The organism is Streptomyces sp. LaPpAH-108 (assembly GCF_000373625.1).
GTDB lineage: Bacteria > Actinomycetota > Actinomycetes > Streptomycetales > Streptomycetaceae > Streptomyces.
The window spans coordinates 526,225-541,063 of record NZ_KB891988.1 but is presented as its reverse complement, the minus strand read 5'-3'; the positions used below and the strand labels follow the sequence as shown (position 1 = coordinate 541,063).

Below are 14,839 nucleotides of genomic sequence, written 5' to 3'. Positions count from 1 at the left end.
ACGAGGCGGCTTCGTAGACTTAAATGTCCGATACATCCATATTTGCACCCCTCATGACCTGCGATTTGAGACGCCGGTCACACAGTCGGCCGACGCCAACGGTCCGGCCACCACTAGTAAAAGGGGTCATTGCGGACATCCCGGAATCCTGTTTCTCTGGATGACGTCGCCAGGCGCCACGAGCCCTCACAGGCCGCGGCGCCGACGTATGCGGCCGGCGGGTGAAGCGCGTTGCAGCGCGGAGCGCGGCCGGGACGTACGAGGCGCCGCCCTGTACCCAAGCAAAAGGATTTTCATGTCTTTCTCGTTCATCCGCCGCGTCGCCACCCCGAAGAAGGCCGTCACCGTCGCCGCCCTGGCCGCCGCCACCGCCGGCATCGCGCTCGGCACCGCGCCCGCCCAGGCCGCGACGACCTCGTCCTCCTCGGCCCAGTCGATCGCGCACCAGATGATCCCGAACTCGGCGCAGTACGCCGCCTTCAACAAGATCGTGTCGCACGAGAGCGGCTGGAACCCCTCGGCCACCAACAGCTCCTCCGGTGCCTACGGTCTGGTCCAGGCCCTGCCCGCCTCCAAGATGTCTTCCGCCGGTTCCGACTGGAAGACCAACCCGGCCACCCAGATCAAGTGGGGCCTCGACTACATGAACTCGCGCTACGGCAGCCCGGTTCAGGCCTGGAACTTCTGGCAGACCCACGGCTGGTACTGAGCCGTAGCCCACTGACCCCGCCACTGGACCCCGGGTCCAGCGACGCCCGGCCGGACCGGCCGGGTCGCACCACCCGCTTCGCTCGAAGCCCTCGGGGCCGACGAGCGCCCCGACCGATATCCGCACCCTTGCCCGCGAGGCGAGGGTGCGCACGCATGTCCGGGGCGAATCGCGCTCCGCGCAGGCCGAGTTGAGCTGTCGTACGCCACTGTGCCACTCCTCGTGACCGCGCCGTACCCGCGCCGGGCCCCACCCCCGTGATCCACTGGTCCCCGCCCTGCCCGCGCGGACGACCGGAGGTAGAGATGGCGGCGCCCACGACCGGTTCGACACCCGTGCCGCGTCCGCGCGGGATGCGCCTCACGGTGGTGCTTCTGCTGCTGACCGTGGTGAGCGGGCTGATCGACGCGGTCGGCTATCTGGGCCTCGGCCAGGTCTTCACCGCCAACATGACCGGCAACGTGGTCGTGCTCGGCTTCGCCGCCGTGGGCACGCCCGGCTTCTCCGTACCGCACATCGCGACGTCACTGGGCTGCTTCCTGATCGGCGCGGCGGCCGGGGGCAGGCTGACGAACCGCCTGGGCGCGGAGGCCCGGCGCGACCGGACCCGGCTGACCCTGGTGGTGGAGGCGCTGCTGGTCGGTGCCTCGGCGGGCATCGCCTTCGCCTGGCCGCACGCCCCCGGCACCCGCTACGCCCTGATCGCCCTCACCGCCCTGGCGATGGGCCTGCGCAACGCCACCGTCCGCAAACTCGGCATCCCCGACCTCACCACCACGGTCCTCACCATGACCCTGACCGGCCTCGCCTCCGACTCCCGCCTCGGCGACGCCACCGCCCCGCCCCGCCGCTCCCCCCGCCGCGCCGCCGCCGTCCTCGCCATGTTCCTGGGCGCCTGCCTAGGCGCCTGGCTGGTCCGCACCTACGGCCTGGGCCCACCCCTCCTCGCCGCAGCGGTAGCCTCCGGCGGATTGGCGGTGGCGGCGTCGGACCGGGACTGACAGGACTTCGCCGAAAAAGGCTCCGCCGCAGGCAACCAGTATTCCTGCGACAAAAGTCCGACAACCCGGCTGTGCTCCTAGAGGCTTCAGCAGGTGGTGCGCAGAAGGAGAAGATCGAGCGTTGGTCCATCGGGGCTGGCGCTATACGGTCCGGCGTACTGATATCCCAGGCGATCGTAGAGTCGCCGGGCGGGCCCGTCGCCCGGCATCACCAGGAGCGAGACCCACTCGGCCCGCAGTGTCTCCAGTAGCGCGGTGTGGATGCGGGAGCCCACGCCTTGGCCCTGCCAACTGGTGCGGACGGCGAGTTCGCAGATTCCGGCCAGTGAGTCGGTGTCGCGGGCGGCGGGCGTGATGGCGGGTAGGAGCTGCTCGCCATACCAGTAGGTGGGGGTGCAGCGAAAGCCGTAGCCGAAGCCGACGATCTGGCCTTGTGCGTAGGCGGCGATAAGGACGAAGTCGTCGCGGCGGGCGTGGCTGGTGATCTGACGGCGCAGTGTGTCGGGGGTGAAGCCGGCCTTAGCTACGTCGTCGTGCCCGGCGTGGGCTTCGGCCCAGACATCGGCAATGGTGTCGAGTAGGTCAGAGGCGTCTCCGGCGCCGTAGCGCTGCAGAGTGAGGGAGGTGCGCATGAAGTCCTTCAGGCGGCGGTCACGGCGGATCGGTAGATGTCGAGGTAGTTGGCAACAGACGGCACTTTGTGGTGGGGCTGGAGGGCGCCGGCGATGTCGCGCAATGAGCGGATCAGACGCTCCGAGCGGACGTCAGGCAAGTAGGCGAGTGTTCGGTACCCGGCGTCGGTGACGGCGTCGAGGTCGGGTTTGGCGCTGTGGGCGTGATGGAGGGCGACGTCGGCGGTGTACAGGGCGCGGTTGCGCGGGTGGCCGTCGGCGAAGAGCATCACCGCCTGCTCCGCTCCGGCAGTGGCCCGCGTGTGCTGCCCTAGGTCGGCGCGGCACAGTGACTCCAGTCCGGCCAGCTCGGCGGGGACGAAGAATGCGAGCCAGTTGGGGTCCGCGTCCCGTGGACCCTTCGCGTACAGGTCGTATGCCCGTATCAAGGATTTCTCGGTGAGTGCTTGGTCGCCCTGGAGTGCCCATCCGCGGGCCTCGCGCATCGCCAGCAGGGCCAGCCAGCGGGGAGATCCGAGTCCGGTGGCAGTGCGCTGGGCCACCTGGGCGGTGGTGACGGCTTCGCGGGGCCGGCCGGTGGAGTGGGCGAGCAGGGACAGACAGGCGAAGGCATGGGCTTCCAGGCCGGCGTCGTCGGCTTGGCGGGCGTTGGCGAGTGCCTCGGTGTAGAGGGAGCGGGCGTCGGCGGTCCGGCGGGCGTCGAGGGCGAGCCAGCCTGCGGCGACGGACAGCATGCCGGTTGCCGTGTGGAGTTGGCGACCGAGATCCTCGCCGTAGCATCCCTGAGCAATCCAGGAGTGGGCGGTGTGAAGCGCGGCGGCGGCCTTGCGGCCGAGGTCGGCGGAGCCATGGTCGCGGTCCTGGGCGTACAGCTCGTGCTCGGCGGTCATAAGCGACTGAAGGTGGTTCGGCCCGAGAGCGGGTCGAGAGCTGCCCATGTCGGAGACGGCGGCGTCGAGTGCGGCGGCCCCGGCGCTTAAGAGGACGCTGCGTCGGTGCATGTCGTCCCCTCCTTCTTCCTGCAGCTCGAGGGTCTCGGGCTTCGTCGTACGGCTTACCCGGCGGGGCGGGGGTGTGAAGCCGAGCTGCTGCGGGGTGCGGCCGGTCACGTGGTGCAGCAGGCGCCGGTACTTGGCCCGCGGCCAGTGGGTGACGCCGTCTTCCCAGTTGGCGATCGTCCTGGTGCCCAAGTGGACGGTCATGCCGCGTTCGAGGGCCTTGGTCACCAGGAATGCGGCGGCCTCGGTACGACTCATCTTCCACGTGTCCTCGCGGAACCGACGGAACGCCTCGTTACCCTCCCCATCCATGCGGCCGCTCGCTCCTTTCCACGTGGCTCCGCCTACTGCTCGACGGTAGCGAAGCGGTGACGGCGCGCGACAGTGACGGAAGGCCGGAAATTTCGGGCCAGGCGTTCTTGCATCAGAACTTCCGGCGGTCTGACATCGCTTGAGCGAGGGGCGTTGGGATTTCCTGAGTGGACGCCCGGCCGGTCCTTGCCGGGGTGCCGTCCGGCCTGGCACGGGCGGCTCATGGGCCTTGTCCGCCGTGATGCGGACGGATCCGCGGCTTCCCTGGAGGTCACTTGTCCACCATGTTTGCCCCGCCCCGGCCCGCCAGCTGTCGGCCACCTCCGGGATACTGAGGGAGAGGACGGTCGTTGGTGGCTGAACCTCTGTCCGAGCGGCTGCGGATCGCGGTGGCCTCGGATGCGGCCGGCGCGCTTCACCGACAGGCGCTGGCCGCCGACCTCGCGGGTCACCCGCTGGTCGAGTGTGTCGTCGATCTGACGCCCGGCAATCCGCCGCCCTATCCGGAGGCGGCGCTCGCCGCCGGCCGCCTCATCGCCGACGGAGGCGCGGACCGGGCGCTGCTGGTGTGCCACACGGGCCTGGGTGTGGCCGTCGCCGCGAACAAGGTCCCCGGTATCCGCGCCGTCACTGCTCACGACCCGTACAGCGTCGAGCACGCCGTCCGGTACACGAACGCCCAAGTGTTGTGCCTGGGGCAGGCGATCGTGCCGCTGCAGCGGGCCCGTGAGCTGCTGGCCGCGTGGCTCGTCCACCGCTTCGACCCCGCCACCTCTGCTGCGGCGAAGGTCGCGGCGATCACCGCCTATGAGCGGACACGGGATCATCACCCGGCCTGAACGCGGTCCGTCCCAGCCAGGCTATGACGCCCGGCATCACCCCATCCGCTTGAAAAAAAGGGGGACTCCGGCATGGAGTTGTCCATCACCCGCTCGACCATGAACAAACGCCGCCCCTGCGCCGAGGCGGTCCGCTCGGCCCGCGCGGCCGGCTTCCGGCACGTCGAGCTGTCCGCCGAGAAGTGGCGCACCGCCCTCGAACAGGACCGGCACCTGCTCAGGCTGCTCAACGCCGAGGACCTCAGCCCCTGGCACGCGGGATGGAACCTGCGTCTGAGCTGGGACACCGCCCGCTGGGCGCGGACCATCACCGGTGCCCCGGCCGCGATGGACCTCACCGCCGGCCTCGGGGCGCGCAGCGGCACACTGGTCCTCCCGCACGTCGACGACACCGGTGCCCCGGTCCCCGGTCCGGCCGAGGTCGAGGACCGTATCGGCGCTGTTGCCGACCTTGCCGCCGGGCGGGGCCTGAACGTCTGCGTCGAGTACATGGGGCTGCGCCCCACCGACCCACCGGAGAACGGCGTGCGGACCCTGCCCGGCACGCTGGACGTGCTCGCCCGGGTCGGCCGATCCAACGTCGGCGTCCTGATCGACTCCTACCACTGGCACCTGTCCGGCTCCCCGGGCCTGAGCCAGATCCCCCCGGCGATGCCGCTGTGGGTGCACTTCAACGACGCTCCGGCCGGAATCGCGCCGGAGCAACTGCGCGACGAGCACCGGGTGCTGCCCGGCGAAGGCGTCATCGACCTGCCCCGCCTGCTCGCCGAGCTGGACGCCTGGGGCTGGACCGGCCCGGTGAGCGTGGAGGTCAAGCACCCCGACCTGCATGCCTTGCCCGCCGTGGACGCCGCCCGGATCGCCTACCGCGCGACGTACGACGTCCTGGACCGCGCTGGCCACGCCCCCACGGGGGTGCGGTGATGACGACCTCCGACACCACTGCGCCGGGTACCGCCGTACTGCGCTGGCCGGACCAGCCCGCCCTCGGCGGCTGGTACACCCAGGACGAGATCGACGCAGTGATGCAGGCCCTGACCGACTCAACCGACTGGCGCACCGGATTCCGGGCCAAGACGCGGGAGATCGCGTTTGAGGACGCCTTCGCCGTGCATGCCGCCGCCCCGTTCGCCATCGCCTACAACGGCGCTGGTACCGCGATGGACCAAGTCCTCGCCTGCCTCGGACTACGGCCGGGAGACGAGGTGATCTCCGGCGCGTTGAACTTCGTCGGCCCGCACCTGTCCGTACTGCGCGCTGGTGGGCGCCTGCTGCTCGCCGAGCCTTCGCCCGGCGGGTTCAACCTCGCCCCTGACCACGTCGCGCACCTTCTGACCGGCCGGACCCGGGCGATCCTGGTCACCCACATGAACGGCCAGGTCGCGGATCTGCGGGCCCTGCTCGATCTGGTTGAGCGCCACCCCCACCCCGAGCACGGCCCTGCCCGGATCATCGTGGACGCCGCCCGCGCGGTGGGCGCCGAGACGGAGATCGGACCGGTCGGCCGCGTCGGCTGGGCGAGTGTCTTCTCCTTCCAGAGCAAGAAGGGGATGACGACCCTGGGCGAGGGTGGCATGGTCACCACCTTCGACGAGGACCTGGCCGTGCGGCTACGGCGCCTGCGCAGCTTCGGCAAAAGCCGCTTGCTGGGCAGCAACTACAAGTTGAGCAAACTGCAGGCCGCCGTCGGGCTGGTCCAGCTACGCCGCCTACAGGAGATGAACGACCGCCGGATCCATCTCGCCGAGCAACGCACCGAGCATCTGCGCACCCTCGACATTCCAGGGATGGTGCTGCCGCCGAGCATCGGCCGCGCCCACACCCACTACCTCTACAACCTGCTGCTGCCCGAGAACTGGGGCGCGGCCGGGCGCAACGAGGTACGCCGCCTCCTCGCGGCGCGGCACGGCGTCGGCAGCCTGCCAGGCGAGCGGCCCACCCCGCTCGGGCACGAGTTGATCGCCCGCGCGACCACCGGGCAGCACCTGCCGGTCGCCGGACGCACCGCGGACCGTGCGCTGCACCCGTGCCTGCACCCTCTGATGAGCGAGATGGAGAACGAGGAGATCACCGAGGCGATCGGGGACGCCGTCCGCACGGTGGCCGCCACCCGCAGCTGAGCACCCGCCACCCGCCGGGGCCCGCCACCGGGCCGGCCCCGGCCCCGCCCCAGGGGAGTACCCGGATGAGAACCCGGCAGCTGACCGGCATCACCGCCACCACCGACGTTCACTCCAGCCTCCAGAGCGCCCCTGCCCTGCTCGCCCACCTCCACCAGGCCCGTCAGCGGCACCTGGTGGTCGACTCCGGCGATTGGTTCGAGGGAACCGGCTACCACCAGCTCGGCGGCGGCGCCGTCGAGCGGCAGATCCTCACCCGCCTCTACGACGCCGTGGTGCCCGGCAACCACGGCTTCGTCAACTACCTGCGCCACAAGGAACTGCACCGCGTCACCGTGTGCGCCAACGTCGACCGATCCGACGGCAGCCCGGCATTCCACACCGTGCACCGCACCATCATCAGCGACCGCCGCGTTGCCGTCACCGGCGTCATGGGCCCGGACGCGTTCGACGCGATCCGCGTCTCCCAGCGCCCCGGCCTCCATCTGGTCGATCCTGCCCGCGCCTTGAAGCGTCTGGCCGCCACCACCCCCGGCGTGGACTCGTGGGTGCTGCTCAGCCACGCCGGCTTCGACCACGACCTCGCCCTGGCCGAAGCGGTCCCCCACCTCGACCTGGTCTTCGCCGGCCACTGCCACAGCGGCGCCCACAACCCCACCCCCGCCGGGCGGGCCATGGTCCTCAAGGGCCTTGAGTACGCCCGCGGCTACGCCCAGGCCGACCTCCGCCCCGACGGCCAGTGGAGCGCCAGTCACCACACCCTGCCCGGACACGGCACCGCTCCCACCGAACTGGCCGACATCACCACCCGGATCGACCGCCTCACCGCGTACCTCGCCGAACCGCTTGGCGCCATCGCCCTCCCGTGGGCCGACACCACCCCCGACCGGCACGCCCTGCTGACCGCCGTCGCCCGCCACCTGCATCACCAGCACGGTCTGCCGGTCGTCCTCTCCGACAGCGGCCTGCGCCCGGCCCGGCTCGGCATCACGCTGACCACCGCCGACCTGCTCGCCCTGGAACCCTTCGCCAACCACCTCGTCATCGCCGACGCCCCCGATGACTGGACCGCCTGGCTCCGCCACCACACGGCTGCCCACCTGGCCGGGCCCATTGCCACCTGGCCCGAGCCGCTGCCGGCCTCAGCGCGCCGAGTCCTCACCAGCGACTACATCGCCGAGACCTTCCTGACCGGTGAGCGAAAGCCGACCGGGCTCATGGCCGCCGACGCGGTGCACGCCGTCCTGGCGCCCTCCAGCCGCCCCGCCCCGCACACCATTCCGGCCACCTGCGCCCACTCCCGCCGACCCGACAGGACACACCCGTGACCGCAGCCCTCGCCACCGAGACCGCCCACATCCGCCGCCACGAGATCCACCTCCACGGCCCGTACTCCCGTACCCGACGGCCCGACGACCTGCGCGTAGTCTTCCTCTCACCGTACGGACACGCCTACAGCCTGCTCGCAACCGGCCCCATGGCCCTGTACGACCTCGTCAACCGCCGCTCAGACGTCCCTGCCACCGCCGAACGAGCCCTCGCCTACGAGTGCCTCGTCGCCGACGGGAACCGGCTGCGTACCCCCCATGGCGAGCCGTACCGCTCGATCGAGAACCCTGCCCCCGTCGCCGACGCGGACATCATCGGCGTCAGCGTCACCAACGCCGGTGACCTGCACTCCGTATTACGCCTGCTGGACCTCGCCGGCGTTCCACGGCGCAGCGCCGACCGCGTCGCGGGGCGCTACCCGCTGGTCGTCGGTGGCAGTGGCGGCCTGGCCAATCCCGAACCCATGGCCGACTTCCTGGACGTCGTGGCCCTCGGCGAGGCCGAGCGCTCCTTCCTCGACCTGATCCGCCTCGCCCGCCAGCACCGAGACAGTCCCCGTGCCGCGCTGCTGGAACAGGCCGCCCGCATCCCCGGTCTGTACGTCCCCTCCCTCTACGAGCACACCCTGCTGCCCGGTGGCGGAACCGCCGCGATCCGTCCTCGTATCCCGGCCGCTCCCGGCACCGTTCACCCGCAGTACCTCACCCCCCGCGATCTCGGGGCCGCCCACTTCACATCACCGATCAGCGACGGCTCCTGTGCGGTGGTCATCGCCAACCTCGGCTGTCGGCACTCCTGCCACATGTGCACGCTCGGCACCCCGCCCTTTCGGAACGCCCCGGTCGAACAGCTCACCGCCTACATCGACACACTGGAGCGTCATCGCATCCGTACGATCATCATCAGCTCGCCGACCTTCACCCAGTACCGGTACCGCGACGAACTGCTCGACCGCATCGCGGCCTACGCCAACCGCGCCGCCGAGCCCGTGAGCGTGATCATTGGCTCGGTCCGCGCCGACGAGGTCACCGCCGGCTATCTCGACGCAGTCGCCCGCCTCGACCCCGGCCACCTGTTCACCGAGCTGAATCTGGACGCCCCTCGCGGCGTGATCACCATCGCCCCGGAGTTCGCCGCCGAGGACCTCGTGCGCATCTTCGGCAAGACAATGGACGAGGCCAAGGTCGGGCGTGCCCTGGACCTGTGCCGTGCCACAACCCACTTCGGCACCGTCATGTTGTACTTCATGCTCGGAGCCCCCGGCGAGACCCACGCGGACCGGCTGGCCATCGCCGACTACGCCCTGCGCGTCTTCAAGCGCCTGGACCGCCCGGACGGCGCGGTCATCGTCAAGCTGCAGCAGTTCATGCCCCAGCCCGGCACCGTCAGCCAGCGCCTGCCGATGGCGGACCCCGACCTCGTCAACGGGTGGGTCGCCGCGATCCGCGACCGTCTCACCGAACTGGCCGGCCCCGCCCACGACCGCTTCCGCGTCCTGTGGGGCGAGCACTCCCGTCTGCTGCTCGAAGCCATCTGCGACCGCGGCGACCGCCGTGTCGGCCACGTTCTGGAACACCTCCACGACATCGGCGCCGACTTCACCCGCCTCACCAAGCCCCAACTCCACCAGGCCCTGGCCCTCCACGGCCTCAGCTTCGACCACCACCTGCGCGCCATGGACACCGGTCTCCTGCCCTGGCACACCGTCAACACCGTCCGGTCCGAGCACGAGCACACCCTCGCCAACGCCCTCCGAGCGCGCGCGGCGGTCCCGGCGTGACCCGCCGCCCCGCCCTGCGCACCACGTTGCCCGGCAAGCACGCGATGGCCGCCGCGATCGACCCGGCCGAGCACGCCACCTACGTCCGCAGCCGATGCCCCGGCGCCACTCTCGCCCACACCGCCGGGGCCGTTCTCGTCCACCAGAACAGCCTGCTGCGCCACGCCCTGGCCGCGCACCCCGCCGCCCAGCTCCGCACAGGGTGGGCGAGCGCAGACCTCCACCTGCTGAAGCACCGTGGCCAGACCGTGGCATTGTGCTCCGGCATTGGCGCCGGGGCACCGGCCACCGCGCTCGTCACCGAGCAGCTCACCGCGCTCGGCGTCCCCGCAGTCATATCCATCGGCACTGCAGCCGCCCTCATCCCCGCCCTGCGACCGGGCGACCTCGTGCTCTGCGAGAAGGCGCTACGCGGAGAAGGCACCTCCCGCCACTACCTGCCGCCAAGCCTCTTCGCGCACCCGGATCCGCAGCTCACCGCCTCGCTCGCCACAGCGCTGAGCGGCATCGGGGCGACGTGGACCAGGGGACCGGCCTGGACCACCGACGCCCTCTACCGCGAAAGCGCCGCCGAAGCAGACCTGTACGCCCAGCACGGCATCCTCACCGTGGAGATGGAGGCTGCCGGCCTGTTCGCCGTCGGCCACCACCGCCACCTGCCGACTGCCGCCGCGTTCGCGACCGCTGACTGCCTGGTCAATCGCACACCCCGCGCTGACTCTCCCCGCCTCGGGGCCGCTCTGCAGCAGCTCCTGGTAGCAGCGCTTGACGCCTTCACCGGACGCGGCCCGTCCCCGGACGCCGCCCGGCCCTATACGGTGGTGCCCCATCATGAGGCGGAACAGGAGCCACACTGTGGCTGAACACCCGGTTACGGGCCTGTTCGTCGTCATAGAGGCCGCCGACGGTTCCGGCAAAACCACCATCGTCGACCACCTCGTGCCCGCCCTGGCGAGCACAGGCAGGGCCGTGCGCAGGATCGACCGGGCGCGGCCCGACGGCGACCGCGCCCACGCCGACCTCGTCCGCGCCATCGACCAGCTGTTCCGCTCCGACACCGCCACCGACGCCGGCTGGGAACACCTCAGCCTCGCAGCCGCCGTCCAGTACCGGTCCATCCTGCACGCCCAGGTCGTCCCCGCCCTCGATGCCGGCGAGATCGTCATAGCCGAGAGCTGGTGGGAGAAGACCCGGATCCGCCTGGGTGTTGAAGCAGCCACCCACCACGGCTGGAGTTCCGAGCAACAGCACGCGTTCGCCGCCTGGCAGCAAAGCCTCCTCCCGCCCGACCGGCAGCAACTCACCATCCACATCGACACCACCCAGCAGGACCGCATCACCTGGTACCGGGCCGACGGCTGCCCCGACCCTTACCTCGACCACACCGGCTGCCTCAGCCGCGATCCCGACGGCTACGGGCGCTTCACCGAACTCATCGCAACCCGGCTGCGCGAGGTCTCCACCGAGCAGCACTGGCTCACCGTCACCAACGGCGGCAGTCGCCCCGCAGCCGCAGCCGCAGCCGAGATCCACCACCTCATCACCGACCGCCTCACTGAGCCCGTCCAACCCCGGAGAACCCGTTGACCTCCCGTCCCAAGGCCACCGTCGACGCGGTCGTGCTGACCATGAACGACCGCCCGGCCGAGTTCCCGAGGGCGATGGCCTCCCTCCTCGCCCAGCAGGACATCGACCTGCGGGTGGTCATCGTCGGCAACGGCTGCGAGCCCGACCATGTACCGGACGGTGTCGCGGTCGTCGCCCTGCCGGAGAACCTGGGTATCCCCGAAGGCCGCAACGTCGGGGCCGACGCCCTTGCCGGACCCGACGCGGGCGAGTACATCTTCTTCTTCGACAACGACGCTCACCTGCCCGACACCCATGTGCTGGCCCGGCTCGTCGACCAGGCCCGCCAACACCCCGATGCCGCCTACATTCAGCCCCGCATCGCCGACCCCGACACAGGCATCACCGTCCGCCGCTGGGTGCCCCAACTGCGTGCCGGCGACCCCACCCGGCCGGGAACCGTCACGGTCATGGCCGAAGGCGTCGTCCTTGTCCGCCGCGCCGCCTACGAGCAGGCCGGCGGCTGGCCCGGCCACTACTTCCTCTACCACGAGGGTCTCGACCTCAGTTGGCGGCTGTGGGACGACGGCCACACCGGCTGGTACGCCCCGGACATCGTCATCCACCACCCCGCGACCGATCCCGCACGCCATGCCCTCTACCTGCGCCTCGTCGCCCGCAACCGCGTCTGGGTCGCCTACCGGCGCCTACCTGCCCCGCTGATTCCCATCTACCTGACCGCGTGGGTCCTGATCACCGTCGCCCGAATCCGCTCCCGCAAGGCTCTCGCCACCTGGTTCACCGGATTTCGCGAAGGCTTGCGAGGCGGACACGGTGCCCGCCGACCGATGTCCTGGCGCACCGTCTGGCGCCTCACCCGCGCCGGCCGCCCTCCGATCGTGTAGAAGAGAACGCCAGCCGACGCCCGACGAGCTTGTCGCGCCGGCCTCGCTACCCCAACGCGGGCCCGTCCTCGGCCTCTCCTGACGAGGCTGCCTCGGCCAGTCGGCCACCTGGGCGAACTCCCCCGCCCACACGGCAGGCTCGCCCGAGCACAACGATTCGGCGCCCCTCCCCCAGCGTGCGCCACTTGACCACCTCCTGTGCGAAGGGGGCGAGAGGCTGGCCCTCGGAGTCGGTCAGGGCTATCACCCTGTCCGCCGACAGCAAGCGGTGCCGGATCGTGTCGGGAGGCAGTTCCGTGCCCTGGAGGGTGCGGGAGGCGGCCAGGGTGCGGGCTAGGGCGAGGTCGTCGAGCGGGCGGTGGGCGACCTGCCAGGTCACCGACTCGTCCCGCCACAGGCTGCCCTGCCGGGTGAGCCCCCCACAGCCCGAGGAGCAGGGCGGCGAGCGCGGGCAGGACCAAGGGGGACGGCGGTGAGCGGGCGGCTCGCGCCGCGCTCCGGGGTGGGAGCGGGCGGACGGTCCGCCGCCCGCTCCCGTATCGGTAACTGGCTGGTCACCCCGGTCCCCCGGTCAGCTCGTCGTCAGGGACCGTTCCTCGTCCGGGGCCTTCCGCTGTCCCGGCGGCCGGCCCACACCCTCGGCGGCCGTCGAGGCCAGCACCCCGCGCGGCCCGATCAGCAGATAGCCGAGCGCGAACCCGCCGCCCACCACCATCGCGCCGCCCACCGCGTCCAGCACCCAGTGGTTGGCGGTAGCCACGATCGCGGTGACGGTGAAAAGGGGGTGGAGGAGCCCCAGCGCCTTCATCCACCAGCGTGGGGCCAGGATCGCGATGACCACGCCGCACCACAGGGACCAGCCGAAGTGGAGGGAGGGCATCGCGGCGTACTGGTTGGTGATGGCGGTCATCGCGCCGTAGTCGGGGTGGGCGAGGTCCTGGACGCCGTGGACGGTGTCGACGAAGCCGAGGCCCGGCATCAGGCGGGGCGGGGCCAGCGGGAAGAGCCAGAAGCCGATGAGGGCGAGCAGGGTGGCGAAGCCGAGGGAGGTGCGGGCCCAGCGGTAGTCGACCGGGCGGCGCCAGTAGAGGACGGCGAGGACGGTCAGGGGTACGACGAAGTGGAAGGACTCGTAATAGAAGTCGAGGAAGCCCCGCAGCCAGCCGACCCCCACGACCGCGTGGTTGACGGCGTGCTCGATGTCGATGTGCAGGAACCGCTCGATGTCGTAGACGATGCGCCCGTGGTGCTCGGCGGTCGCCCGCGCGAGTTCGTTGCTGCCGCCGGTCGCCGCGAGCCGTACCTGCTGGTAGGCGGCGTAGGTGACGCGGATGAGCAGCAGCTCCAGGAGCAGGTTGGGGCGGGTGAGCGAGCGCCGCAGGAAGGGCAGCAGCGGAACGCGCCGCCAGCGGGCCGGGAGCTGCCGGGCGTAGTCGGTGGGCACGGGAGCCGCGTAATAAGGGGAGGAGCGCGGCAGGAAGGGCACGGCCACGGCGGCGGCGAGGGCCGCGAGCAGGACCAGGTTGTCGCGCAGCGGGAAGAGCACCGGCGTGTTCGGCAGCATCATCTTCGCCGGGAGCGTGGTGACCAGGACCACCGCGACGGGCCAGACGGTGCGGTCGGCGGCCCGCGTGCCGACCCGCCCCACCACCGCGAGCAGCAGCCACAGCAGCTGGTGCTGCCAGCTCGTCGGCGAGACCGCGACCGCCGCGCAGCCGGTGACGGCGACGGCGAGCAGAAGCTGTCCGTCGCGGGCGTAGCCGACCGCGCGGCGCAGCGCGAGGACGGCGACGGCGGCGCCGAGCAGCAGGAAGAGCGCGATCTCCAGCGGTCCGGTGAGGCCGAGGCGGAGCAGGGCGCCGTGCAGGGACTGGTTGGCGAGCCCGTCGGCCTGGCCGCCGAGCCCGGCCCCGGCCATGTGGTGGACCCAGTAGGTGTACGAGTCGTGCGGCATCGCGGCCCACGCGAGCGCGGTGCCCCCGGCGAAGGTGATCCCGGTGCTCACCGCGGCCCGGCGGCGCCCGGTGAACCACAGCAGCGGCACGAAGAGCAGCACGGTCGGCTGGAGGGCCGCGGCGAGCCCGACGAGCACCCCGCTCGCGCGTTCGTCGCGCACCGCGAGGCAGCCGAGCAGGACGAGGAGCACCGGGATGACGCTGGTCTGCCCGAGCCAGAGCGTGTTGCGCACCGGCAGCGAGAGCATCAGCAGGCTGAGGGCGACCGGGGCCGCGAGCAGGGCCGTACGACGGCTCACCGGCTGGGGCAGCGCACGGGCGGCGACCAGACCGAGCGCGACGACGAGGAGCAGGGTGCCGAAGGTCCAGCCCCAGCCGAGGGCGTTCTCCGCCGCACGCGTGAGGGGCTTGAGGACGAGGCCCGCGAAGGGGGTGCCGGTGAAGCGGGTGGAGTCGTAGAGCGAGCCGTTGACATGGAGGACGCCCTGCGGGCCGACCCAGGTCTCCAGATCGGTGAGGCGTTTGCCGCTGGGACTGGTCAGGACGGCCGTCATCTGCCGTACCGCGAGGATCGCCGCCACCGCCCACAGCGCGAGCCGGGCCGCGCGCAGCCGCGCTCCGGGCCCGTCCGCCGGGCCGAGGCCGTTCGCCGGTCGTCCGCTGTGCTCCACGTTCACCACGCCCCGTCGGCCT

The 14,839-nt window shown here is 71.4% G+C and carries 14 protein-coding genes; 10 read left to right on the top strand and 4 right to left on the bottom strand.

What is annotated here, in order from left to right:
* Window positions 1-295 precede the first annotated feature (295 nt).
* Window positions 296-709 carry a transglycosylase SLT domain-containing protein gene (locus B079_RS0108600; protein ID WP_018545374.1) on the top strand — a complete coding sequence of 138 codons (414 nt, stop codon included), beginning with the start codon at window positions 296-298 and terminating at the stop codon, window positions 707-709.
* 305 nt (window positions 710-1,014) lie between these two features.
* Complete coding sequence (locus tag B079_RS0108595; protein ID WP_018545373.1) at window positions 1,015-1,710, top strand: YoaK family protein; 696 nt, start codon at window positions 1,015-1,017, stop codon at window positions 1,708-1,710.
* An 86-nt stretch (window positions 1,711-1,796) separates the two neighbouring features.
* On the opposite strand, the gene B079_RS0108590 is transcribed toward B079_RS0108595, so the two are convergent.
* Together B079_RS0108590 and B079_RS0108585 are read right to left on the bottom strand one after the other, a co-directional pair.
* On the bottom strand, window positions 1,797-2,342 hold the full coding sequence (locus B079_RS0108590; RefSeq protein ID WP_018545372.1) for a GNAT family N-acetyltransferase: 546 nt from the start codon (window positions 2,340-2,342) through the stop codon (window positions 1,797-1,799).
* 8 nt (window positions 2,343-2,350) lie between these two features.
* Window positions 2,351-3,652 carry a hypothetical protein gene (locus B079_RS0108585; protein WP_018545371.1) on the bottom strand — a complete coding sequence of 434 codons (1,302 nt, stop codon included), beginning with the start codon at window positions 3,650-3,652 and terminating at the stop codon, window positions 2,351-2,353.
* Window positions 3,653-4,005: 353 nt separating this feature from the next.
* On the opposite strand from B079_RS0108585, the gene B079_RS0108580 reads away from it, so the two are divergent.
* The 8 genes from B079_RS0108580 to B079_RS0108545 all read left to right on the top strand — a co-directional run bounded on the left by B079_RS0108580 (window position 4,006) and on the right by B079_RS0108545 (window position 12,191).
* Window positions 4,006-4,491 (top strand): RpiB/LacA/LacB family sugar-phosphate isomerase, encoded by a 486-nt coding sequence (locus B079_RS0108580; RefSeq protein ID WP_018545370.1) that lies wholly within the window; start codon window positions 4,006-4,008, stop codon window positions 4,489-4,491.
* Window positions 4,492-4,563: 72 nt separating this feature from the next.
* Window positions 4,564-5,415, top strand: a complete 852-nt coding sequence (locus B079_RS33205) for a sugar phosphate isomerase/epimerase family protein (protein WP_018545369.1) — start codon at window positions 4,564-4,566, stop codon at window positions 5,413-5,415.
* Complete coding sequence (locus tag B079_RS0108570; protein WP_018545368.1) at window positions 5,415-6,611, top strand: DegT/DnrJ/EryC1/StrS family aminotransferase; 1,197 nt, start codon at window positions 5,415-5,417, stop codon at window positions 6,609-6,611. Before B079_RS33205 ends, B079_RS0108570 begins: the two co-directional genes overlap by 1 nt.
* Before the next feature lie 65 nt (window positions 6,612-6,676).
* Window positions 6,677-7,939 carry a metallophosphoesterase gene (locus B079_RS35155; protein WP_018545367.1) on the top strand — a complete coding sequence of 421 codons (1,263 nt, stop codon included), beginning with the start codon at window positions 6,677-6,679 and terminating at the stop codon, window positions 7,937-7,939.
* Window positions 7,936-9,720: a radical SAM protein gene (locus B079_RS0108560; RefSeq protein WP_018545366.1), complete on the top strand. Its 1,785-nt coding sequence runs from the start codon at window positions 7,936-7,938 to the stop codon at window positions 9,718-9,720. The genes B079_RS35155 and B079_RS0108560 overlap by 4 nt, the downstream gene beginning before the upstream one ends.
* Entirely contained in the window at window positions 9,717-10,583 is an 867-nt protein-coding gene (locus B079_RS31565) for a nucleoside phosphorylase (RefSeq protein ID WP_018545365.1), read from the top strand. The genes B079_RS0108560 and B079_RS31565 overlap by 4 nt, the downstream gene beginning before the upstream one ends.
* A complete protein-coding gene (locus tag B079_RS0108550) occupies window positions 10,576-11,307 on the top strand; it encodes a hypothetical protein (protein ID WP_018545364.1) in 732 nt (243 codons plus the stop codon). Before B079_RS31565 ends, B079_RS0108550 begins: the two co-directional genes overlap by 8 nt.
* Window positions 11,308-11,348: 41 nt before the next feature.
* Window positions 11,349-12,191, top strand: a complete 843-nt coding sequence (locus tag B079_RS0108545) for a glycosyltransferase family 2 protein (RefSeq protein ID WP_051095045.1) — start codon at window positions 11,349-11,351, stop codon at window positions 12,189-12,191.
* Window positions 12,192-12,237: 46 nt separating this feature from the next.
* Here the strand turns inward: B079_RS0108545 and B079_RS35465 are convergent, their stop codons facing one another.
* Both B079_RS35465 and B079_RS0108535 read right to left on the bottom strand, forming a co-directional pair.
* Entirely contained in the window at window positions 12,238-12,570 is a 333-nt protein-coding gene (locus B079_RS35465; RefSeq protein WP_018545362.1) for a hypothetical protein, read from the bottom strand.
* A gap of 192 nt (window positions 12,571-12,762) precedes the next feature.
* Window positions 12,763-14,826, bottom strand: coding sequence for a bifunctional glycosyltransferase 87/phosphatase PAP2 family protein (locus B079_RS0108535; RefSeq protein WP_018545361.1), 2,064 nt, complete (start codon window positions 14,824-14,826; stop codon window positions 12,763-12,765).
* Window positions 14,827-14,839 lie beyond the last annotated feature (13 nt).